The organism is Symmachiella macrocystis (assembly GCF_007860075.1).
Taxonomy (GTDB): Bacteria; Planctomycetota; Planctomycetia; order Planctomycetales; family Planctomycetaceae; genus Symmachiella; species Symmachiella macrocystis.
Window position 1 is genome coordinate 4,038,742 of record NZ_SJPP01000001.1, and the last position, 23,492, is coordinate 4,062,233.

Sequence of the window (23,492 nt, forward strand, 5' to 3'; positions counted from 1 at the left end):
GCTCGCACCGCTTTGTCATTGCGGCGGAACCGGAGCATGGATTGCAAAAAATCCGAATTCTCATCAAAAACGGCTGCCAACACTCGTGGCGTTCCATTCGTAATGCCTTGTACCAAGTAATCGATCCCAGGTTCCCGACACGAGCGGTCGCGGTTTTCCCGGCAGTTGACTGGACAGGGGAGAATTGGATCGGTAAAGATTGTGCTACGAGCAATTCGTATTTGCGTCTCTGGGACTATTTTTTGTCCACCGAACGAGCCGCTTTGGGGTGCGGAATGTAGCGTGTTGTGCTCATACGATTCGTCGAAAGACGATTGACGACGTTCGCGTCCGATGACGTTTACGTACGAACACGTTTGCGTACGGGGGGCTGGACGCCGTTGCTGGGTGACCCGCCAATGATCCACCGCGCCGCTGTTGATCGACAGTCCTTCATTTACCATGACTTTTAGCGTTGCAACGACAAATCATGAATAAACCTGAGAATTCGGCAGTGATTGAGGCGATCGGCCTGAGCAAGTTTTATGGGCCGTTTGCCGCAATTTCGGATGTCAACTTTCAGATACCGCGCGGTCAGGTGGCGGCGTTTCTCGGCCCCAACGGGGCGGGGAAGTCCACAACCATGAAGTGCCTGACCGGCTTTTTGGCGCCGACACACGGCACCGCGAAAATCGGCGGCCACGACGTGCTCGAAGAACGCATGGCGGCGGCCAAGATGATTGGGTATCTGCCGGAAAACGGTCCGCTGTATGCGGAAATGACGCCGCAAAGCTTTCTGAAATACATGGGAGAAGCCCGCGGGTTGAAACGGCAGCAATTGAAAGACCGGCTGGACTACGTTGTGGAGCAATGTGCCCTGGGAGGCGTTTACGGTAAAGCGATTAGTAAACTCTCCAAAGGGTATCGGCAGCGCGTCGGCATGGCACAGGCGCTACTGCATGATCCGGAGGTGCTCATTCTTGACGAACCGACCGCCGGGCTGGATCCCAACCAAATCCACCAAGTCCGCGATTTGATTACCCGTTTGAGCGAGACCAAAACCATTCTACTATCGACGCACATTTTGCAGGAAGTCGAAGCTGTCGCGGGACGCGTGGTGTTTATCTTCAACGGGCGGATTGTCTTCGACGGCACCGTGGCGGAGATGGCAGCCGGCGGCGACATGGAGGCCAAGTTCCGCGAATTGACGACCACAGCGGCTTGACGATACCAGCAATCATCGGCCGATACCCCACACCCCAGCATCCAACCACGACATCCCTCGGTAGCAGCTCACATAGAATTTGAGCGAAAACGGCCGCGGGAATGACGACGCATAAAACTGTCGAAAAATCGACTCTATTCAGGCAGAGGTAATGTTTCATGAGTTTGAGGAAGCATGTCATCTTCGCTGTCTTCAAGCGGAATTTCCTGAGTTACTTCTCAGGAGTGATCGGCTATTTGTTCATCGTGGTGTTCGTGGCCTTGGGATCGGTATTGGCGTTTAGCGACCAATTCTTCGCCAACAACATCGCCAGCCTCGATCAACTCAACCAGTATTTCCCGATGTTGCTGCTGTTCATCGTGCCGGCGATCACCATGAGTGCTTGGGCGGATGAACGCAAAACCGGAACCGACGAGTTGCTGTTTACGCTGCCCGCCTCCGACGGGGAAATCGTGTTGGGCAAATACCTGTCCGTGCTGGCTGTCTACAGCGTGGTGCTGGCATTTTCACTGTCGCACGTGGTCGTGTTGTTCATGTTGGGGCATCCCGATGTGGGACAGTTGTTTGCCAACTATTTGGGGTACTGGTGTGCGGGAGCCGCTTTATTGTCGGCCGGCATGTTCGCCTCGATACTGACCAGCAGCACGCCGGTGGCGTTTGTGATCGGGGCTGTGCTGTGCGCGATTCCGGTATTCAGCGACCGCATCGGCGCGATTCTGCCCGATTTCCTCGGCCGCCATCTTTCGGCAAGCCGTCTGTTTCAGAATATGGGTTTATCGGAACAACTCCGCGATTTTGGGCTGGGCATGATCCCTTTGAGCGGCCTGCTGTATTTTGTTTCGATCTGCATTTTCATGCTGTATTTGAACCTGGTGATGGCCGCTCGACGACATTGGGCCGGCGGCACTAAAGGGACGCAAATGGGTTGGCAGTTCGCCGCCCGGGCAATTTGTTTGGCAGTCATCTTGATCAGCGCCAATGTGGTCTTTGCCAATTGGAACGTCCGAGAAGATGTGACCTCGGAACAGCTCTACAGCATCTCGCCGACGACAAAAAAGGTTCTGTCTGAACTGCCAGAAAAGCGCCGGATCTTGATTCAGGCGTTCATCAGCCCGGAAGTCCCGCGCGAATATGTGCCGGTCCGCACGACGTTGTTGGGATTGTTACGACAATATGATCAAGCGGCCGGCGATCAACTCGATGTGCGGATCGTCAATACCGAACAGTTTTCACCTGAAGCAGACGAAGCGCGGACGTTCGGCATCAGCGCCCGTGAAGTACAAACCGAACGTGCGGGCAAGGTCGTTACTGATTCCGTCTTTTTAGGAGCGGTCGTCACCGGTGGTGTGGATGACGAAGTGGTGATTCCCTGGTTCGACGTGGGGACACCGATTGAATACGAATTGACGCGGTCGATTGGCACGGTCACCGAGACGAATCGCCGCAAAGTCGGCATTTTGACAACGGATGCCAAAATCGCCGGCGGCATGAATATGCAAAGCTTCTCCAGCGATCCCGAATGGCGGATCGTGACCGAATTGAAAAAGCAATATGACGTGGTGGATGTCTCGCCCGATGGCCCGATCACGGGGGATTTTGATGTCCTCATCGCCCCGCTGCCGTCGTCGTTGACGGTGCCGCAGTTGAAAAACTTTGTCGACTATGTGAAGTCGGGCAAACCGACTTTGATCTTCGACGACCCGATGCCGGCATTCAACCCGCAGTTGGCGGCGCAGCTTCCCAAACCGAGTCCGGGCGGCGGCGGCATGTTCGGCCAACGTCAACCGGCGCCCCCCAAGGGAGACATCAACCTGCTGCTCAATGAATTGGGCATTGCCTGGGACAAGGGGCAGTCGGTGTTTGACATGGTCAATCCGCACCCGCAGTTTGCTAGCGTCGTGCAACCCGATTTGGTATTCGTGACCGAACGGAATGTTGAAGGAGAATTGGCGCCCTTCAGTGAAGAAAGCCAAGTGAGCAAGGGATTGCAGGAAACACTGTTGTTGTGGCCCGGTTCCATCCGGCCGCGCGAGGGGAGCCAAGCCAAGTTTATTCCCCTCATCCGCTCCGCTCGATCGTCGACCGGTGTGTTGCCATTCGACCAATTGATCAGCAACCACCCGTTGTTCGGCCCGCAGATGCTGCCGAACCCGAAACGGGTCGTCGACGACAATACGGACTATTATCTGGCTGCACGGATCACCTCGGATGTGGGAGCAGGTCTGAACGTGGTCTTCATTGCCGACATGGACATCATCTCCAACATGTTCTTCCAAATTCGTGATCGGCAGATGTACGATTTGAATTTGGACAACGTGACGTTCGTACTGAATGCGGTCGACGAATTGGCCGGGGACAAAGAGTTTATTCCGCTGCGAAAACGCCGCGCCGAACACCGGACTTTGACGACCGTTGAAGCGCGGACGCAAACGTTTGTAGAAGAGCTTCAAAAGGAAACCGAGGCCGCCAACGAAAAAGCGGACGAGGAATTGGCAGCTGCTAATGCCCAATTGACCGAAGCGGTCGAAAAAATTCGCAATGACCCGTCGCTCGACGCGCAAGACAAGCAAATCCGCATTCAAATGACGCAGCGATCGCTGCAACAACGATTGGACGTGGATAAGGTCAATATCGAAAGTGCCAAGGAAAAGAAGGTCCGTCAGGAAAAACGGGAAACGGAACGCGAAATCTCGGCCATTGAGGGACGTATTAAAATGTGGGCGATTCTCCTGCCGCCGATTCCCGCATTGGTGTTGGGCATCATTATTTTGTGCATCCGCGTCACCAATGAACGGAACACGATCGTCCCGGAGCGTCTGGTGCGCGACGTCGGCAAACATGCGTAAAGCGGGCGACGGCGTTTATCGCCTGACGACACGAAACAGACGGAATACAACTTCAACATCTGCGGTGCGGCTTTGAGGCCGCGAGATTTAGGAATTGCGAGGCTGGAACATGAACGAAACCCTACGAACTTTAACGTTTGTCGGTGTGGCCGTCGTTTCCCTCTTGGTGGCGGTATTTGCCGCGCCAACAATCAACGACCCCTTGGCCGATATGAACTTGGGCAGCGAGTTTTACCCCGACTTTGAGGATTCCACCAAGGCAACCTCGCTATCGGTTGTGGTCTTCAATGAAGACACGGCTCGCCGGCAGCAGTTCATTGTGGAAAACAAAGACGGTGTCTGGTCGATTCCCTCCCACAACAATTATCCCGCCGACGCCGCCGAGCGGTTGGCCAATACGGCGGCATCGCTGATTGGCATCAAGCGAGACGGATTCCAAAGCCAATCGGCTGAGAGCCATGAAGCGCTGGGGGTCGTCGATCCGCTGGACGACGAAGCGTCGACACTTAAGGGACGCGGCGACCGGTTGATCCTCAAAGACGCCGACGGCAACATGTTGGTCGATTTCATCATCGGCAAACAAGTCGAAGGCCGCGACGGGTATTACTACGTTCGCAAAGAAGGCTCCAATGCCGTCTACATTGCCAAAATGGATGTCGACCTGTCGACGAAGTTCTCCGATTGGGTGGAAACCGATTTGTTGAAGATGAATCGCGATGAACTGACGTCGGTGGTGATTCACGATTATTCGATCGACGAAAATAGCGGCACGTTGAAAGAAGGAGAAACCAGCGAGCTTTCTCATGCGAAGTCGAGCGATCCCTGGACGCTGGCCGGCTTAGATGCCGAAACACAGGAACTCGATGTGGCGAAAGTCACGGCTATGATCTCGGCCATGGATGAGTTGAAACTCATTGGCGTGCGTCCTAAGCCCGAAGGACTGAGCAACGACTTGAAGTTGAGCAAGGATGCCGCACCCCGCACACGGGAAGCATTCAACGACTTGATCAGCCGCGGATTTTTTCCCACCGAGCAAGGTCTGAAATCGAACGAAGGGGAATTGGTCGTCACCACCAACAAGGGGGTGGAATACGTGCTGCGGTTCGGCGAGATCTTCACCGGATCGGATCTGGAGATCGAAGCGGGTCTCGAAAAGGATGCCAAACAAGCCAAAGCGGACGGCGAGAAAAAGGGCGAGGCCGCTGACGAGACAAACGATGACAAGCCGGAAGTCGAAGAAGAGAAATTGCAGGGGCGGTTTTTGTTTGCCTTTGCCCGTTTCGACGAAGCGGCTTTAGGTCCCAAGCCGGTTGAACCGGAGAAACCAGCGGAACCTGCTGCTGAAGAAAAAGCGGATGACAAACCGCCGGCAGAAAACGAAGACGACAATAAACCGGAGGCTCCAGCAGACGACGATCAACCGGCCGATTCGGATGCCGCGGATACGAAACCTGAGGACGACACACCGGCCGACGATGCGGACGCCGACGCTGAGAAAGACAAAGAGGCGGAAAAGCCGACGGAGAAATCCGCTGAACAGGCCGCCGCCGATGCCGCCAAAGCACAAGCGGAGTACGAACAGGCGTTGGCAAAGTACAAAACCGACGTGGCCGCTTATGACAAGAAGGCCCAGGAGGGACGCAAAGAGGTGGAAGAACTCAACCGCCGCTTCGCTGATTGGTACTATGTGATCTCCGAAGAGGACTTCAAGAAAATCCGCCTCCACCGGGACGAACTGACGAAGCCCAAGGCGCCCGCTGGTGAAGCAGGCAACATCCAATCGCCGCTGAATGGCGGTGGGCTGCCTCCGTTGAATTAGTCCGCGCCCTTCAGTCAGCACCGGCAAGACATCAGCCCTGGTCTTACAAACCAGGGCTGCTTTGTTTGATGCCGCCGTCGGCGAACACCGTGGTGGCTGTCACATAGCTGGCGCCATCGCCGGCAAGAAAGCCCACGACAGAGGCGATCTCTTCCGGCTGCGCCATGCGGCCAAGTGGAATCGCATCGTCCAGTTTTTTCATAAGGGCCGGATCGGTCATTGTAGACAGATTGATCGGCGTGGCCACCGCTCCTGGTCCGACGCCAACGACGCAAATGTTGTGCGGCGCCAATTCGACGCCGGCGGTTCGGGTCAGCATCCGCATGCCCCCTTTGGCGAGGCAGTAGGCCGTATTGCCGGGCATGGGCCAATCTTCATGCACAGACGTGATGTTAATAATGCGTCCACCCTCTCCTTGCTCAATCATTTGCTTGGCGGCGATCTGCGTGCCGAAGAACGCGCTCTTGAGATTGATCTCCAGGACCTTCTCGTATTGGGCTTCGGTTGTGTCCAGCACTGACGTCCGGGTCTCGACACCGGCGTTATTGACCATAATGTCGACCCGGCCAAACTGCTTGACCGCAGCAGCGACTAGCCTCTCTAGATCGGCGACTTTGCTGACGTCGGCGTCGACACCAATGGCTTGATCGCCCAAGGCGACCACTTGTTTTTCCAGCGCCTCGGTTGCTTCGGGGTGCGAGATGTAATCGATCACAATATTGGCCCCCTGTTGGGCCAATTCTAGGACGATCGCCAATCCGATGCCGCTGTTGCCGCCGGTGACGATGGCGACTTTACCTTTTAAGCTCATACTGTTTGTTCCCCTATCCTTGAGTCGGTGTCTGTTGAATTTCCAAAGGTCCTGCTGGTCAGAAGGCATTAGCTAAAGTGAATCAAAGCTGCGGGAGTAAATGTTCCCCCACGCGCAGCGCGTTGGCCATAGCTGTGAGCGCGGGGTTTACGGCGCCGATGCTCGGGAAGAAACTGGTGTCGACGACATACAGATTCTCGAGTTCGTGCGCTTTGCAATTGGCGTCGAGTACCGAAGTTTTAGGATCGTTGCCGAAACGGCATGTGCCGGCTTGGTGGGCCACGCCCCCTACGTCGATCTCGTTCTTCATATACAGATTGCGCGGGATCAAATGATTGTGCATGCCCAGGCTATTGAGCATCGACTTGAGTTTTTTATACAACGTCTCCGCGGAGAGTTGGTTGGTCTTAGTGTAGCTGAGCGTGATATTTCCTGCGGCGTCGACAGTCACGCGGTTTTCCGGCCGTGGAAGGTCTTCGGTCGATAGCCAAAAATCGACGGAATGCTTGGCGACCATTTCCAGCGTCCACTGCGGCGCCAGGGCGGTCTCAATCGGCTTTTCGCCGCGGAACATCGGAGCCTGTGATTTTCCCACCATTTGAATATTCCCCATCGGGAATTCGTAACCTTCCATGCCTAAATAGAAGTCGTTCAAGCCCAATGTCTTTTGGTAGACCGTGGGGTTGGGTTCTTTGGAGAGGGCCAATACAGCTTGGCTGTTGTGAAACATATAGTTCCGGCCGACTTGGTCGGAGCCGTTCGCTAAGCCCCGAGGATGTTTGTCGTTGGCCGACATCAACAGCAGTTTTGCCGAGTTGGCCGCTCCACAGGAAACGACGACCGTGCCGGCTTGATAGACCTCTTGTTGGCCCGCATGCTCCACGACGACGCCCGTTACGGCGGTGCCGGCGGAGTTGGTTTCTAACTTGAGAGCCATGGCATCGATGAGCAAGGTGACGTTGGGATGTTCCAGCGCCGGACGTACGCCGAGCACCTCGGCATCGCTTTTGGCGTGTACCAGACAAGGGAAGCCATCGCAATCCATGCAGCGGACGCAGCGGCTAAAGGGCATCCGCGTTTCATCAAGCATAATGCCGCAAGGGGAATGAAACGGGCGATATCCAGCCTGGGTCAGATCGTCGGCTAGTTGAGCGATGCGCGGTTCATGTGACACGGGGGGATGCGGATACGGTGCGCTCGCCGGCGGCTCGGTCGGATCCTCGCCCCGGGCCCCATGCACCTGATACATCTGCTCGGCTTGGGTGTAGTATGGTTCTAATTCTTCATAAGGAATCGGCCATGCGGGGGAGAGTCCGTCCTGATGGTGCAACTCGCCGAAGTCTTCGGCACGCAACCGATAGAGGGCAGCACCATACATTTTGGTTGCGCCCCCGACGAAATAGTGCACGCCCGGTTGAAACGGCTTGCCGTTTTTATCGTGCCAAATGTCGGGGGAGACATAGCGGTTTTTGACGAAGACTTCTTCGCTCAACCAGTTTTTCGGTTCGCGTTTCAGCCAGCCGCCGCGTTCCAAAATTAAAATCTTTTTACCGGAGGGCGCAAGTTGGCGGGCCAAGGTACCGCCTCCGGCGCCGCTGCCAATGATGATCACATCGTAGTTCTCGGCCATGCGTTCGCTCCTTCTCGCAGGTTAAACCGTAACACTCACTAACACGACCGACGACCGCGCTTGACAGGCGTACTGTGACTGGCCGTTGGGAAGCACGGCTGGCGGATCGCAAAAATCTTGCGGCGACTCAAGCGCGGTATCAACCACTCGCCGCCATTCACGTCCTGCCGCCGTGGGAGGCAACTGGAAGCCGAGCGGCTCCCAATAAGCATTGAGGATCACATGCACATGGTCTCCGGTCTCATCGTGAGTTAATTCGTAGGCGATGGCGTGCGAATCTTCGCTCCAATCAGGCTCTCCCAATCGCACGCCGTGCCAGCGAATCATACTGTTTCCGTTGTGTCCCCAATATATGTGATCCCGGAAAATCACCAAGTTTTGATGGAAATGAAGTAACCCGCCGGCAAATCTGCGGATGTCGGCATGCCGGTCGACATCCTCCCAGTCGAACCAGGAGATTTCGTTGTCCTGGCAATAGGCGTTGTTGTTGCCTTGTTGCGTGCGTCGGACTTCGTCCCCCATGGCCAGCATCGGCCGTCCTTCGGACATGAACAAAATTGTCAGAAAATTCTTAATCTGCCGCTGCCGTAAAGCTTCGATGGTGGCATCGTCGGTGATGCCTTCGACGCCGCAGTTCCAACTGAAATTATCGTTCGACCCATCGCGGTTTTGCTCGCCATTGGCCTCGTTGTGTTTCTCTTCATAGCTGACCAAATCGTTGAGCGTAAATCCATCATGGGCCGTGATGAAGTTCACACTGCGGTTGGGCAGACGATCCGGCTCGTGAAACAAGTTGGCGCTGGCGACGAGGTTATCGGCCAATTTGTCGACGGTTCCCGTGTCACCTTTGAGAAAGCGACGTACGTGGTCGCGAAATGCGCCGTTCCAGACCGCCCAACGGTCGGTTCCAAAATGAGCGAGTTGATACAACCCGGCTGCATCCCAAGCTTCGGCAATGATGGTTGTCCCCGCCAAGATGGGATCGACTTCAATATCGAGCAAAATCGGTGGATGCGCCAAAGGCTCGCCATCCTCGCCGCGGGAAAGGCTTGCCGCCAAATCAAAGCGAAACCCGTCGACATGCATGTGCTCGACCCAATACCGCAGGCAATCGAGAATCATTCGACGCACGACCGATTTGTTGCCGCTCACGGTATTTCCGCAGCCTGTATCATCGACGTAGTTCGCGGGGTTGGCGGAATCGAGAATGTAATACGTGGGATTATCGATGCCGCGCAATGACAACGTTGGTCCGCTCGTATTTCCTTCGGCCGTATGATTGAACACCACATCGAGTATGACTTCGATACCGGCACGATGCAGCGCTTTGACGAGATCGCGAAATTCCGTGACCGCTGCCAGCACACCGGGCTGCGAACTATATGCTTGGTGCGGAGCAAACCAAGCCAATGGCTGGTAGCCCCAATAGTTAGTGCCGGTCGGGGAGGCCTGCGGGTCGAATTGTTGAACCGGCATCAACTCGACCGTCTTGATGCCCAGTTCCACGAGATAGGGAATCTTCTCGATCAGCCCCGCAAAGGTTCCCCGCTGCTTTGTAGCAACGCCGGAGTTGGGATTCTGCGTAAAACCCGCGACATGCAACTCATAGATCGCTTCATCAACGAACGGTCGGTTGAGCGGCTCGTCCCCCTCCCAATCGTAATCCGCTGGATCGACGACCACACTCTTGATAGCGACGGCCAGATTCTCTCCCGCAGTGGCGGCTCGGGCGCGGTCGTAGTTTTCGGTATTGGCCGTCGCCAGCGCATAGGGGTCGACGAGCAGCTTTGTCCTATCAAACCGTAGCCCCGCGTCCGGATCGTCGGGGCCGGAGACCTTGTATCCGTACAGTTGTCCCGCTCCGATTCCCGACACAAAGACATGCCAGTAATGGTAGGTCTTATTCGATGCGGAATCGAGCGTGATTGTCTGCGCGGGACGCGCGTCGTTTGCCTTGTCGAACAACAACAGGTCGACGCCCGTGGCATGTTTGGAGTAGATGCAAAAATTCACCCCACCGTTCTCAACGGTGGCACCGATCGGTGATGAGCGACCGGCCATCGTCTCAACCACGCTCATGTTGTTTCCAATATTCATAAAGCAACGAAACCACTAGGGCCGTCCAACCGGTTTGATGGCTCGCACCGACGCCGGCACCCGTGTCGCCGTTGAAGTATTCTGAAAAATGGACGTAGTCCCGCCAGTGGGGATCCGTTTGAAAATAGTCGTTGTCGCCAAACACTGCCCGACGTCCGTCTTGCGCTGCGTCGCGCAGAAAAATGTTGCATAACCGCTGTGCCAGTTCGCCGGCGACTTCGTCGAGGCTCATCCAGACACCGGAACCGGTGGGGCATTCGACTTTGTAGCTGTCACCGTAATAACGTGAAAACTCGTGGAGCGAACGGACGATGGTGTAATTCACCGGAAACCAAATCGGGCCCCGCCAGTTGGAATTGCCGCCGAATAAACGACTATCGGACTCGGCCGGAGTATACTTGACCTCAAACTTCTGCCCGCCGGCATCGAACTCGTAAGGATGCTCTAAATGATAGCGGGAGACGGACCGTATTCCGTAGTCGGACAAGAACTCCTCGGGATCGAGCATCCGCCGCAACACCGCCGTGAGTCGATCCGTGGACAATATGGCCAGGATATGCGCTCCGTTTTGGCCAGGCTCCTTCACCGGTGCCACATTTTTTAATAGGTCGGGCCGGTTGCCAATAAACCATTTTGCCGCTTCGTTAAACTTCTCCAATCCCTTTCCCTGCTCGCGTTCCGCTGACTCGACAAAGACGGCGAACAAGGGCACTAAACCGACCATTGAGTGAATTTTGACCGGAATCGATTCTCCACTGGGCAAGGAAATCACATCGTAAAAGAATTCGTCCTCGGCATCCCACAGATTGATTCCTGCGCCATCCATGTTGGTCATGGCATGGGCGATGTTAAGGAAGTGCTCGAAGTACTTGACCGCCATGTTTTGATAGAGCGGTTCTTCGACAGCCAACTCGGATGCGATGTTGAGCATGGTCGCACAGTAGAGGGCCATCCAACTCGTTCCATCACTCTGTTCCAGCGTTCCCCCATCGGGCAGCGGTTTGTCGCGGTCGAAACAACCAATGTTGTCCATTCCCAAAAACCCACCGCCAAAAATGTCCCGCCCGCTGTCGTCTTTGCGATTCACCCAATAGCTGAAATTCAACATGCCGTTCTGGAACATCTGCTTTAAAAACTTTGTATCGCCGGTTCCTTTTTGCTCCAATTCAATCTGATAGACCCGCCACGCCGCCCAGCAAAGCACAGGCGGATTGACATCGTCGAAGTTCCATTCGTACGCCGGATACTGACCGTTGGCGTGCTGGTACCACTCGTAGCCCATCATCAACAGTTGCTGTTTGGCAAATGCGGGATCGATGTGCGAAATGGCGATGCAATGAAACGCCAAATCCCAGGAGGCGTACCAAGGATATTCCCAGGCATCGGGCATCAAAATCACATCGGCGTTGTGCAGTTGCTTCCACCGCCAGTTACGGCCCTTCCAGCGTGATTCGGGGGGCGTTGGCTGCGTGGGATCCCCTTTTAACCAACGGTACACATCAAAATGGTAGTACTGTTTAGACCAGAGCAAACTGCCAAAGGCTTGTCGCGCTACGAGCTGGGAATCGTCAGACAGTGTCGGCGGTCGCATTGCCTCGTAGAATTCATCCGCATCGGCGATTCGAGCGGCGAACACGGCGTCGAAATCCTCAAAGGGGTCCGCCGATGACTCCGGTGCAAAGCGGAGTTCGACGACAAATTCCTCGCCGGGCGGAATCATCGCATGGGCATGCCCGGTCATTTTGCTGCCGCGCTCACGATTGATGGCGCTGCTGTCGTTGTTGATGACGGCATTGTGAAATCCGTCTTTGACGTACCGTGAGAGATTTTTGGATTTATCGATGCGGCTAAAATTGGTTTCGTTTTCGGTGAACAACAGATCGACCGACCGACCATCGGAGGCGCGTATCTGCCAGGAGCGGGTCGCGAATTCCGGATGTGTGGTCGTGGCCACGCCGGGCGCCACTTGCTGAATCGCCGGGCGCGTTTGATCCGTTTCCCAGGACCAAGTGTTGCGATACCACAGGTGTGGCAGGATATGAATCGGCGCTGCATCGTGTCCGCGATTCACGGCGGTGATACGGCAGAGAATATCCTCAGGCCCCGCCTTGGCATATTCGATGAACACGTCGAAATAGCGATTGGCCAGGAATTCATCGTGCAGTGCATCAAACAGTTCGTACTCCTGTTGTGACTGGTCTCTATTGCCGTTGACCTCGACCAGTTCTTCGTAGGGATACTCCACCTGCGGGTATTTGTAGAGCATCTTCATGTAGGAGTGCGTCGGCGTGCCGTCTAGAAAGAAGTAGTACTCCTTCACGTCTTCGCCGTGGTTTCCTTGCAGGTTGCTCAGGCCAAACATCCGCTCCTTCAAGATGGGATCTTTTTCGTTCCACAATCCCACGGCGAGGCACAGGTGTTGTTTCTGATCGCAAAACCCGCCGATGCCGTCTTCGTTCCAGCGGTAGACGCGACTGCGGGCATGATCGTGGGGGAAATAATTCCACGCATCGCCGTCGGCGCTGTAATCTTCACGGACTGTGCCCCAGGCTCGATCACTTAGGTACGTTCCCCATCGCTTCCAATCGACCGTTCCGGCATCGTGGTCGGCAAGTCGATCGAGTTCCGGATTCTTGGACATCTTGCGAGTTTGCTTTCTGTCGAAAGGAATGCGAGTCGTTTTTTCCTGACCGCTTTAACCGACTTGACCGGACATCAAATCAGCGGCCCGCCCTGCCGCAGATTAATCCGGCTTCAGGCACTGCTGCATCAGGCACTGCTGCATGTTATCGTCTACAGGGCATCGTCTCTGCTCTCCAACCGGTGCCGCTGCAAATCAGTTTGCTGATTGTACAAAATCTTTCCCTGCAATGCTTTGAACCACCCCCAGTTTTCGAGTTAGCGAAGCGTTAGAAAAAGGGGCATCGCAAGCCTGCTCGACAACCGATGTGGGCGATTGTTCCATTGCGTACTAGTCCGATTCAATGGAGGGCGCAATCAATAGCTGCTATGGCTTTCACGCAACGGCAGCGTGCTGAGTTGTGCGTGAATCGTGTAGACGAATGCGCTATTGAGCGGGCTGACGCAAAGAGATGAAGCCATGCCATCGTGCGGTCGCCGATCGAACGACGTTGCCAGACACGATTACGGGGCAATCGAGGTGAGATGGCAAGGTAAGCAGGGGTCTCCTGAGAAGTCCCGCATCCGTGTGAAATGAAATCAGCCCTTGCAAAATAAGGGCTGATTAGTACCCCCGAGTGGATTCGAACCACTAACCTTCGGCTTCGGAGGCCGACGCTCTATCCAGTTGAGCTACGGGGGCAGTTTTTGGGGGGGAACGACACGGAGTTTAACCTGGGGATTCTGCTTCGTCAATGACTTCGTGGCATGTGGGGCATGCGCCGATCCTGCTTAGCACCTTGGAGAGGCGCTTGCGGCTGCAGGATCGCTTGTGATACGTTCGCGGCTTCGTTGCGGGCCTTGAATAGAGCGTATTGCAAACCCTGGCTGTCGGGAGAGCTGATATGTCGCATGAATTAAAGGAAGTCGATGTGGGGCCGCCGCTACCGTCGACGTTCCGGCAATATCTCCGCTCGATGGGGCCGGGGATTATTGTTGTCTTGACCTGGCTGGGAGCGGGGGACATCGTTGAGTGCGGTATCTCCGGGGGGAACTACGGCTATGCGCTGATGTGGATCATCGCCGTGGCCCTGATCATGCGGTATCTGTTTGTGTCGTTGATCGCCAAATACCAACTCTGCAATCAGCATGGTGAAGGAGTGCTGGACGGCTTGGCCCGGCTGCATCCCTGGTACGCCCCGTTTTTGATGGTGGTGGCTATCGTGATGGGCCACATTTACGGGTCCTATATGTCTGTGGGCATCGGCGAAAGTTGCGTGGCGATTGCGGGATTCGGCGAGACTTGGCAATGGGCGACGCTGTGGTGCTTGGTCGCTTTGGCGATCGTGTTTTGGCCGGTTTATGGATACTTGGAAATCGTCTTCAAGGTCATGCTGGCTCTGTTGGCCGTCTCGTTGATCGGGCTGGCGGCGTGGGTTGGTCCCAGTCCTAGCGGAATTCTCGAAGGTGTGTTTGAATTCAAGCTTCCTGAGCAAAAGGGAGAATTTGATTCCTTATTGATCGCCATCGGCATGCTGGGAGCCATCGGCGGTTCGTTGATGAATTTGGCGTATCCCTATTTTCTGGACCAGAAAGGCTGGAAGGGGCCCCGCTATCGCCGGCTGCAAATATACGACTTCTTATTGGCAGTTATTGTCATGATAGTGCTCGATTTGGCCATCTGGACGGTCGGAGCGGAGCTGATTTACGGCACGGGCGCTCACATTACGACCTTGGAGGATTTGTCGACGCTGCTGAGCAAGGTGTTGGGCAGCGGCGGGCGGTTGCTGTTTCATCTGGGGGTCTTCGCCGCCGTATTTACCTCGCTGGTGGGACATGCGGTCGGATTGGGGATGATTGCCAGTCATGGCTATTTGCGCTGGCAGGCGGGCAACGGTCCATTGCAGGGAGATTACCGGACGCATCCACTGTATCGTGCCGTCGTGGTCTGGATCCTGGTGTCACCATTGGTTTGGACCATGCCGGGAATGCCGGACTTTGTGCAATTGACTTTGATCACGAATAGCTTTCAGGTGGTGCTGATCCCGATACTTGCCGGGGGGCTGTGGATGATCACCGCTCGTCGCCGGTTTATTGGCGAGAAATATCGCAATCGCTGGTGGGAAAACGGAATTATGGGGTTGGTTTTCTTCCTCGCACTATTTGCCACGGTGGGATCAGTCAAATCGGTTTTCGAGGCCGTGCAGTCATTGTTGGAACGCACCTGAATTGTAGGCGGGGCGGGTGGAATTGTTGCTGGGCCCAACAGAGTCACATTCCGACTCGGATTGGTTTCCAGCCCGAATGCGCGGGAAACGGGCAGATTCCCTTTTCACCGTCGCCCGGTTTCCCTAGTATGGGCCTCGCGATTCAAAACAAGCAAAAAACGTACGAGAAACTTTAAGGAGCAATGGACGGATGGCAGAACAAAAAGCAACAAATGTTCACTGGCACGAGCACTCAGTCACACCGGAAGAACGCTGCCAACTCAGCGGGCACAAAGGCGCGGTGTTGTGGTTCACGGGACTCAGCGGTAGCGGGAAAAGCACCGTGGCCAACACGGTCGACCACAAATTACACGCGGCCGGCAAACGGACGTTTGTGTTGGATGGTGACAATGTGCGGATGGGACTGAACAAAAATCTCGGTTTCTCCGCCGAAGACCGTGCCGAAAACATTCGCCGCATCGGTGAAGTGGCGAAATTGTTCTGCGAATCAGGCACAATCACCACGACCGCCTTCATTTCGCCGTACCTCGCCGACCGCGATGCTGTTCGCGCGTTGCTGCCCGAAGGACACTTCATCGAAATTCTGGTCGATGCTCCGCTGGAAACCTGCGAAGCCCGTGACCCCAAAGGGTTGTATAAAAAAGCCCGCGCCGGCGAAATCAAGGGCTTCACCGGGATCGACGATCCGTACGAAGCCCCGGAAAAACCGGAGTTGGTGCTGGATTCCGACAAAAAAGGAATCGACGAATTGGCCGACGAAGTGATCGCCTATCTCGAGAAAAGCGGTATCCTCAGCCTGTAGTCGAAACGGTATAGTGACAATGCACACACCCGCTGGGCCGTTGGTCGAGCGGGTGTTGTTTTTTGGGATTCGGTTTAGTTCATTGCGACAAGGGGACGTCTCATGCGGCGAGTGATGTTGGGTCTAACGGGATTGGTCGTGCTCTCACTGCTAGGCGGCACAGTGATCGCTGCTGAGCCGACCGCGCGGATTGTGACATTGGGGGATTCGATCACCAAAGGCGTTCGCACCGGTGTGAAGCAGCAAGAGACATTCGCCGCCTTGCTGCAAGCTGTGCTGCAAGAGCAGGGACGCGACGTCGAAGTTACCAATGTCGGCATCGGCGGTGAACGGACTGACCAGGCGCTGAAGCGGTTGGACAAAATCATTGCTCTCAAGCCGGGGATTGTCACCGTGATGTACGGGACGAATGACAGTTACGTCGACAAGGGCAAGACGCAATCGCGGATTACTGTCGACGAGTATCGCGAAAACCTCATGCAGATCGTCAAACGACTCCGCAAGGCGGGAATCCAACCGGTCTTGATGACTGAACCACGATGGGGCAAAACAGCCGGACCGAACGGTGTGGGCGAACATCCGAATTTACGCCTCGAAAAATACGTGGCAGCCTGCCGCAAAGTCGCCAAGAAAATGGAGGTTCCGCTCGTGGATCATTTTCAAATCTGGACCGACGCCGAAACCGCCGGCACAACCATCGGCGATTGGACAACCGACCAGTGCCATCCCAACCCGGAAGGGCACCGCCACCTGAATCAAGCCATTGTGCCGGTCATCTTGACGACATTGCCAGCGGACAAGTGATACGTCAGCGCAGCCGTAGGTCATGCACAGCATGACCTACGGCTGCGGTCGGATCCAATGGCGGTAGAGTGGTTGGACGTTGGCGGGTAGTTTTTTGTAGACCGCGGGATCGACGGAGGGGACGAGGTTTTCGCTGGCTCCAGGCTCGGTGACCATTTGTTTTCGCAGGTCGGATTCAGGACGCAAGACTTCAAGATTCAACCACCAGGGGGCGTAGCGGACCGCTAGCGCGACGCGCGCATTCGAGGCACTGTTCGGTGCGGTGGTGTGCCACAAGCGGCTATCGAAAACCAACACGCTGCCGGCGGCGCCGGCGACATGGACCTCTTGGGGGTGCGGCGCTTCGCTCTCGACACCGCAAGCAGGGTCGGTGGGATTGGTGGAAATACGATGGCTGCCGGGAACAACCAAGGTGCCGCCGTTGCCGGCATCAAAGGGTGAGAGCATCCACAATGTGGTCAGGTGTAGCACCGCATCGCCATAAGGCGCCTGGACATGCCCGGCGTTGTTCTGGTTGAACGGCCAGTCGGCGTGCCATTTGCCGCGAACGTTTCCCGGCTGATTGATAATGGCCGAGGTGAACGAAATTCGCACCTGCTCGCCGAGCACCTGCTGCACGAATTCCAATAACCGTGGTTCAGCTAAATAGGGGGCGAACGATTGATCGTGGTTGATCAAACCCGGAACAAAATCGACACCCTGAGGCGACTCATATTGGCCGCATTCGCGCTTGACCGTCGCTTCGATACGACTACGAATTTCGTCGCAGCGGTCATTGGGGATCACATTGTCGATCACACAAAACCCGCTCGTTCGAAACGTCCGCAATAACGAATTGTTGTCCATAGTCGTTGTCCAAACCCTGAGAAGTTGCGCTCCGAACCAAAGGTCAGCTGGCGATGTCGTGGCGGAATAGGCGAATCAACACGCTGGCAATGCAACCGCACACAATGGACGCCGCGAGTGAAACGGGAAAAATCCATTGATAGCTAATCGGTTCGGATGCAATCACGGAGGTATCCGGCGCTGCGGAGAGTTGGCTGAAATAATCGACACCAAAGTTCCAATACGCCACAATTGCCGCAGCTAAAAATCCGCACGCAGCCCCAACAATCGCACCCCAGGCGGTGGCGAAGCGAACAAAGACCGCCATGAAAAACAGCGAAAACATCGGCGCAACGAACAACCCGATCGTGCGCTTTGTCTTTTCTAAAAAATTGCCGGGTACATGATCCAGGTGCGCACTGGCCATGACCACAGCGACACCGATCCCAAAGGCCAGCCAGCGCGCGATTCGCAAACGATGTTCTTCTGAAACGGGATGACGGCGGAAACGATCGATGAAATCGGTCATCACCACCGCACTGATCGAGTTCACGCCGGAATCGATACTCGACATCGCCGCGGCGAACATTCCGCACACGACCAAACCGGACAGTCCCACCGGCAGTTCGTGAGAGATGAAGCGCGGGAACAGAATATCGGCATCGGCGGCGATCGTTCTCCCCTCAGGAAGTTCCGCTGGAAATTCTTGATAAAAGCCCAGCAACGAAAATCCCACAAGCGCCAACACGATGCTGACGGCCGCTCCGGCAATCGAATTGACTAAAAATGAACGACGGGCCGCGCTGGCATCGCGGGTGGCCATGAACCGTTGAATCGCCGTTTGGTCTCCTCCCGCTGTACAGACCCACCACAACACGCCATGCAAAATTGTGCCGAACACAGTGACCCGCACATACGGATCCCAACTGAACAGTGGCTGCGTGTCCCAAGCGGGATTCCACGAGGTGGGAAACCAGTCGGTGCCGCCAATCTTGACCGTGGCCATCACGATCACCAACACTGCTCCACCAAACAGGAGCAGAAATTGCAGAAGGTCGGTAATCACGACCGCTCGTAGACCTCCCATCGAGGCGTAGATAATGGCAATCGCACCAGTGGCGGCGGCCACGACTTGGAGTTGGTCATGCGACAGGTCCAACATTTCCAGTACGGCTTTGGAGGCGAGGTAGATCAACATCGACATCCAAGACAGCCGCAAGAGCACGAACATTACGGCTCCCAACATCCGCGCCGGCAGGCCCAGTCGCGTTTCCAACAGCTCATAAGCGCTGGTGACGCGTTGCCGCATATAGACGGGAATGAGCAGATAGCCGACGATAATATAGGAGAGCGGTATCGCCAGCATGCCGGTCAAAATGACGGGGCCTTTGTTGATCAGTTCGCCCGGGGTGGAGAGAAAACTAATCGTGCTGAACAGTGTCGCGAAGAGGGAAATGCCGATCAGCAACGGCGGCATGGCGTGATTGCCGGTGAAGTAGTCTCCGGTATCGGTTTGTCGGCGGCTGTAGTACCACCCCAGCCAGAGCACCAACGCGATGTAACTCGCGACAACGACTCCGTCGATCCAGTGCAGGCCGCCGGTCATAGACTCTCCGTGAACGTTCCGTGATCCGCTTGCGCGCTCATTGCATTGCCAAGCCGTCGGCGCGGCGTAATTCTTCGAGATGTTCGCGGCCCGATTCGGTGATCGTCCAAACTCCGGGAACCGTCACCGGCTCAATATAATTCAGCGGTTCTTCCCGCATGGTTTTGCCGGCAATGCGGCATTCATGCTGCCATTCGGTTTCGCGCGTCTCATCAACATGCTGCTGTTTGTCACCAGCCGTGAGTCGCAGATGTTCTTCTAGATACTGAAACACCTGCCAATTCATAGCGGTCCCTCCCTCTCGAACCAACACCTCCAAGATCGGCCGTTTGAAGTGAATCCAAGTCGTTTGGTGCGCTTCCTCTCCGGAGTTCCGCGCTGCCTGGGCGGCGGCATTGATGCGCTGCGACACCGACTCGAGAATCTCCGCCGAGACGTTGAAATCGCCTTGCTTGACGGAGTTCTCGGCATGACTCAATGAAGCAATCATCTCTTCGATTTGCGAGCAAAGATCGACTTTCATACGTTCCAGTGGTGTGGTTGGCATGTTTGCCGCTCCTGATCTGCGTATATCAATTCCATTGATGCGACGACGGTTTCCCCGTCGATGGGTTGTCAAGTTTAACCGATTTGACCACGCGCTCCAACGCAGAGGTCATCACGATCGCGAAGAGTTTTTTGCGACGGGAGATTAATCCTTTTTGCGTTTTCGCTTCTTGCCTTTTGCGCCTTTGACCCGCTCCCCTTTTTTAGCCACGGTATTGCGCAAAATGCCGATCCCCTCGATTTCAACTTCGACGACGTCTCCCGATTTCATGCGGTCGGTTTTTCCGGGAGTCCCCGTGAAGATCAAGTCGCCCGGCAACAGCGTGACATGCTTGCTGATAAAACTGACCGTGCTGGGCACATCGTGCAATAATTGGCTAGTGCTTTCTTCCTGACGGACTTCGCCGTTGAGCCGCAAAGTCATTTTCAAATTGCTCGGATCCAACCCCTGCACGATGAACGGTCCGCAGGGACCAAATGTATCGGCTCCTTTACCTCGCCACCATTGTACGTCTTTGGTCTCGGCATCGTTTTGCCAGGTGCGGGCACTGACGTCGTTGCCGCAGGTCAGGCCGAATACATAGTCCATCGCTTTTTCCACGGGAACGTTTTTAGCCCGTTTGCCGATAACAACGACCAACTCCGCTTCGTAATGCACATTTTCGTCACCCGGCGGAATGCGAATCACTCCGCCCTCGGGTAACAACGACGACGGGCTTTTGAAAAACGGTTGAGGGATCTGGAATTTCTTGGGGACCTCCGCACCGGAGAGATGGCTTTTGTAATTGCCAGCCATGGCGAAGACGTGTCGCGCCGTTGTGGGAACTAAGATTTTGACGTCTTTCAGCGCGTGGGTGGTGTCGGTTTTTTCCCATTTGCGAAACAGGTTGCCCTTGATCTCCCGCACCTGGTCCCCTTCGACAATCGCAAAGGTGGTTTTGTCTCCCACCTTGATTCTCGCAAATTTTTTGTTGGCCGGTCCGTCCTCCGCGCGACTGAGTCCTTGAAATGCCAGACTGACTACGACAAACATCGTGGAGAGTTTACAGATCTGAAACATCGATGTGCGGCAGGGCATGGTGATGGTTCCTTTGGACAGCAGGGTTTGGCTGTGGTTACGGTATGATTTTGTTAAAACCGATGGTACTCTTGCTCAATTGGCGAAGCAATGGCCAGTCACTACGGTTGCAGAGGCCCATCATGGTGAGGCAGTGGGACGCAATGGGCACGCGGATTGGAATGCAGTCGGTAGACTGGGGCGAAAGTCGGCAGGCTGTGGCGAATAAGACTTTCCCTTACCTCCCTTCCGGTCGGTTGGTTTTCGGTGGATTCTCTGCGACCGATTCGATATTCTAAATCTTCGCCGCCACGTTGCGGGCGAACATTTCTATCAGGAACACGGTCGCTTTTCCTTTCAATCAAATCAGCGGTAGTCGACGCTTGAAACGTGCGTCGTCGAAACGGGTTGTGCCGTTAAGCTTCGGCCACCTTGCAATAATCAAAAGAGAGATGTCCATGGCTAATGTTTTTGAACTGACTGAACTGGACGGCAAGATTGCCTTGCTGACATTTGACGCGCCGGGCAAAAAGGTCAACACGTTCGGGCAGCCTGTGTTGGCGGAATTGACCGAGATCGTCACTCAGCTCGAGGCCCGCGAAGATCTGCAAGGACTGCTCCTCAAAAGCGGCAAGCCGGGGCAATTCATTGCCGGCGCCGACCTCACCGAACTCGGCGCACTGATGCATGCCACACCGGAACAACTCGGCGAGAGCATGAAGGTCGGCCACGCGTTGTTCAGCCGCATTAGCAAGCTGCCGTTCCCGACCGTCGCGCTCATCGACGGCAATTGCATGGGAGGCGGCACGGAAATCACGTTGTCGATGGACTACCGCATCGCTGCCGATACGCCCAAGACAAAAATTGGCTTGCCGGAAGTCAATGTGGGAATCATTCCCGGTTGGGGCGGCACACAGCGGTTGCCGCGACTGATTGGATTGAATCCCGCGCTGGATATGATTTGCTCCGGCAATCCGATCACTGGGAAAAAAGCGGCGGAGCTTGGTTTCGCGTTCGATGCGGTGCCGCCCGAACACCTGATCGACGAAGGCCGGCGTTTGATTGCTTACGCCCGTGAATCCGATGATTGGCGAAAGCGCCGCACGGAGCTAGCACTGCCGCTGGGACTCTCGGAGGATCAATTGCACTTTTCGCAAGCGACCGCCGAAGGCTACATCATGGGCAAGACCAAAGGCCAATACCCGGCGCCGATCGTAGCCATTCGGGCGATCATGAAAGGGGCCAACTTGCCGCTCGACGAAGCCTTAAAGGTCGAGCAAGAAGCGTCGTTGGAAGTGGTCGGCAGCGAAATTTCGACCAATCTGATTGCCATTTTCTTCATGAATACCCGATTGGCCCGCGATCCCGGTGTGGCCGACACCAGTATCGTTCCCCGCGACGTGAATCGAGTCGCCGTTTTCGGATCGGGCTTAATGGGAGCGGGAATTGCCACGTCCCACGCCCGCGTGGGCATTCGCTCACTGATGTTGGACGTCGACGACGACCGCATTGCCGATGGCATGAAACGAGCCCGCAAGGTTGTCGAAGGCCGCATTAAAATCGGCCGTGCGACTTACGACGATCTGGCCAACATGTTGAGTTGCCTGGATACGTCGACCGACAAATCACACGTCGATGATTGCGATGTCGTGGTCGAAGCGATCACCGAACGCGAAGAAGTCAAAACGGCGTTGTACAAAGAACTCGCCGGCCTAATGCGCGACGATGCGATCCTGGCCAGTAACACGTCCACGATTTCCATCACCCGCATGGGCAAATCGGCTCCGCACCCCGAACGATTCGTGGGCATGCACTTCTTCTTTCCCGTCGATCGCATGCAACTGGTCGAGGTCATTCGTGGTGATGATACGAGCGATGAAACAATTGCCACTATCGTCGCCCTCTCGAAACGGATTAAGAAAACGCCGATTGTGGTCGGCGACTGCCCCGGATTTTTGGTCAACCGCGTGTTGCTTCCCTATATGAACGAAGCTTTGCAGTTGTTGCTCGAAGGGGCTTCGATGGACGCGATCGACAAAGCCGCACTGAGGTTCGGCATGCCGATGGGACCGATCGCTCTGCAGGACGTTGTTGGATTGGATACGTCCTATTACGCCGGCATGACGATGGTCAATGCCTACTCCGATCGCGCGATCCTCACCCCGCTGCTCAAAGACTTGGTCGAAGCCGGGCGGATGGGTAAAAAGTCGGGCAGTGGATTTCGCAAGTACACCGGCAAAAAAGGCAAACCGGAACCGGATGCCGAATTCACGCCGTTTCTGGAGAAAAATCGTGTCGACAATCGCGAGATCTCACAAGAAGAAATCACGCAACGGTTGTTCTTGCCCATGTTCCTGGAATCGACGCGGGTGTTGGAAGAAAACATCGTTCGCGAACCGGGCGACGTTGATATGGGCTTGATTCTGGGGATCGGTTTCCCCGCTTTCCGCGGCGGCATCTTGCGTTGGGCCGATTCCGTCGGAGCGGACCAAATCCTCAAAGACTTGGAACCGTATACGCAACTCGGCAAACGCTTTGAGCCAACCGACATGCTCAAGCAGCTAGCAAGCAGCGGCAAGAAGATCTACGAATAATTTT

At 55.5% G+C, this 23,492-nt stretch carries 15 protein-coding genes and 1 tRNA gene; 7 read left to right on the top strand and 9 right to left on the bottom strand.

The genetic code is table 11. The annotated features are described in order from the left end of the window. Positions 1-469: 469 nt before the first annotated feature. The 3 genes from CA54_RS15675 to CA54_RS15685 all read left to right on the top strand — a co-directional run bounded on the left by CA54_RS15675 (position 470) and on the right by CA54_RS15685 (position 5,869). Complete coding sequence (locus CA54_RS15675) at positions 470-1,204, top strand: ABC transporter ATP-binding protein (protein ID WP_146371770.1); 735 nt, start codon at positions 470-472, stop codon at positions 1,202-1,204. 158 nt (positions 1,205-1,362) lie between these two features. Beyond that, a complete protein-coding gene (locus CA54_RS15680; RefSeq protein WP_146371771.1) occupies positions 1,363-4,050 on the top strand; it encodes a Gldg family protein in 2,688 nt (895 codons plus the stop codon). A gap of 109 nt (positions 4,051-4,159) precedes the next feature. Beyond that, complete coding sequence (locus CA54_RS15685; protein WP_146371772.1) at positions 4,160-5,869, top strand: DUF4340 domain-containing protein; 1,710 nt, start codon at positions 4,160-4,162, stop codon at positions 5,867-5,869. A gap of 43 nt (positions 5,870-5,912) precedes the next feature. On the opposite strand, the gene CA54_RS15690 is transcribed toward CA54_RS15685, so the two are convergent. From CA54_RS15690 to CA54_RS15710, 5 genes are all read right to left on the bottom strand, one after another. Further along, complete coding sequence (locus tag CA54_RS15690) at positions 5,913-6,680, bottom strand: SDR family NAD(P)-dependent oxidoreductase (RefSeq protein WP_146371773.1); 768 nt, start codon at positions 6,678-6,680, stop codon at positions 5,913-5,915. A gap of 82 nt (positions 6,681-6,762) precedes the next feature. Further along, a complete protein-coding gene (locus tag CA54_RS15695) occupies positions 6,763-8,310 on the bottom strand; it encodes a GMC oxidoreductase (RefSeq protein WP_146371774.1) in 1,548 nt (515 codons plus the stop codon). Between the two features lie 21 nt (positions 8,311-8,331). Next, positions 8,332-10,389, bottom strand: a complete 2,058-nt coding sequence (gene glgX, locus CA54_RS15700; RefSeq protein ID WP_146371775.1) for a glycogen debranching protein GlgX — start codon at positions 10,387-10,389, stop codon at positions 8,332-8,334. Beyond that, positions 10,376-13,048 (bottom strand): MGH1-like glycoside hydrolase domain-containing protein, encoded by a 2,673-nt coding sequence (locus tag CA54_RS15705; RefSeq protein WP_146371776.1) that lies wholly within the window; start codon positions 13,046-13,048, stop codon positions 10,376-10,378. Before CA54_RS15705 ends, glgX begins: the two co-directional genes overlap by 14 nt. A gap of 607 nt (positions 13,049-13,655) precedes the next feature. Next, positions 13,656-13,729 (bottom strand) — tRNA-Arg (locus CA54_RS15710). Positions 13,730-13,931: 202 nt separating this feature from the next. Between CA54_RS15710 and CA54_RS15715 the strand changes: the two genes are divergently transcribed. From CA54_RS15715 to CA54_RS15725, 3 genes are all read left to right on the top strand, one after another. Continuing rightward, a complete protein-coding gene (locus CA54_RS15715) occupies positions 13,932-15,254 on the top strand; it encodes an Nramp family divalent metal transporter (RefSeq protein ID WP_146371777.1) in 1,323 nt (440 codons plus the stop codon). 190 nt (positions 15,255-15,444) lie between these two features. Continuing rightward, positions 15,445-16,056: an adenylyl-sulfate kinase gene (gene cysC, locus CA54_RS15720; protein WP_146371778.1), complete on the top strand. Its 612-nt coding sequence runs from the start codon at positions 15,445-15,447 to the stop codon at positions 16,054-16,056. A gap of 102 nt (positions 16,057-16,158) precedes the next feature. Next, positions 16,159-16,860: an SGNH/GDSL hydrolase family protein gene (locus CA54_RS15725; RefSeq protein ID WP_146371779.1), complete on the top strand. Its 702-nt coding sequence runs from the start codon at positions 16,159-16,161 to the stop codon at positions 16,858-16,860. A gap of 36 nt (positions 16,861-16,896) precedes the next feature. Here CA54_RS15725 and CA54_RS15730 read toward each other — a convergent pair whose 3' ends face one another. From CA54_RS15730 to CA54_RS15745, 4 genes are all read right to left on the bottom strand, one after another. Further along, positions 16,897-17,706 carry a phytanoyl-CoA dioxygenase family protein gene (locus tag CA54_RS15730; RefSeq protein WP_146371780.1) on the bottom strand — a complete coding sequence of 270 codons (810 nt, stop codon included), beginning with the start codon at positions 17,704-17,706 and terminating at the stop codon, positions 16,897-16,899. A 43-nt stretch (positions 17,707-17,749) separates the two neighbouring features. After that, positions 17,750-19,291 (bottom strand): sodium:solute symporter family transporter, encoded by a 1,542-nt coding sequence (locus tag CA54_RS15735; RefSeq protein ID WP_146371781.1) that lies wholly within the window; start codon positions 19,289-19,291, stop codon positions 17,750-17,752. Between the two features lie 37 nt (positions 19,292-19,328). After that, complete coding sequence (locus CA54_RS15740) at positions 19,329-19,838, bottom strand: winged helix-turn-helix domain-containing protein (RefSeq protein WP_146371782.1); 510 nt, start codon at positions 19,836-19,838, stop codon at positions 19,329-19,331. A 144-nt stretch (positions 19,839-19,982) separates the two neighbouring features. Then, entirely contained in the window at positions 19,983-20,915 is a 933-nt protein-coding gene (locus CA54_RS15745; RefSeq protein WP_197532489.1) for a fumarylacetoacetate hydrolase family protein, read from the bottom strand. A gap of 437 nt (positions 20,916-21,352) precedes the next feature. Here CA54_RS15745 and CA54_RS15750 point away from each other — a divergent pair, with 437 nt between their 5' ends. Beyond that, positions 21,353-23,488, top strand: coding sequence for a 3-hydroxyacyl-CoA dehydrogenase NAD-binding domain-containing protein (locus CA54_RS15750; RefSeq protein ID WP_146371783.1), 2,136 nt, complete (start codon positions 21,353-21,355; stop codon positions 23,486-23,488). The last annotated feature ends 4 nt before the right edge of the window (positions 23,489-23,492 follow it).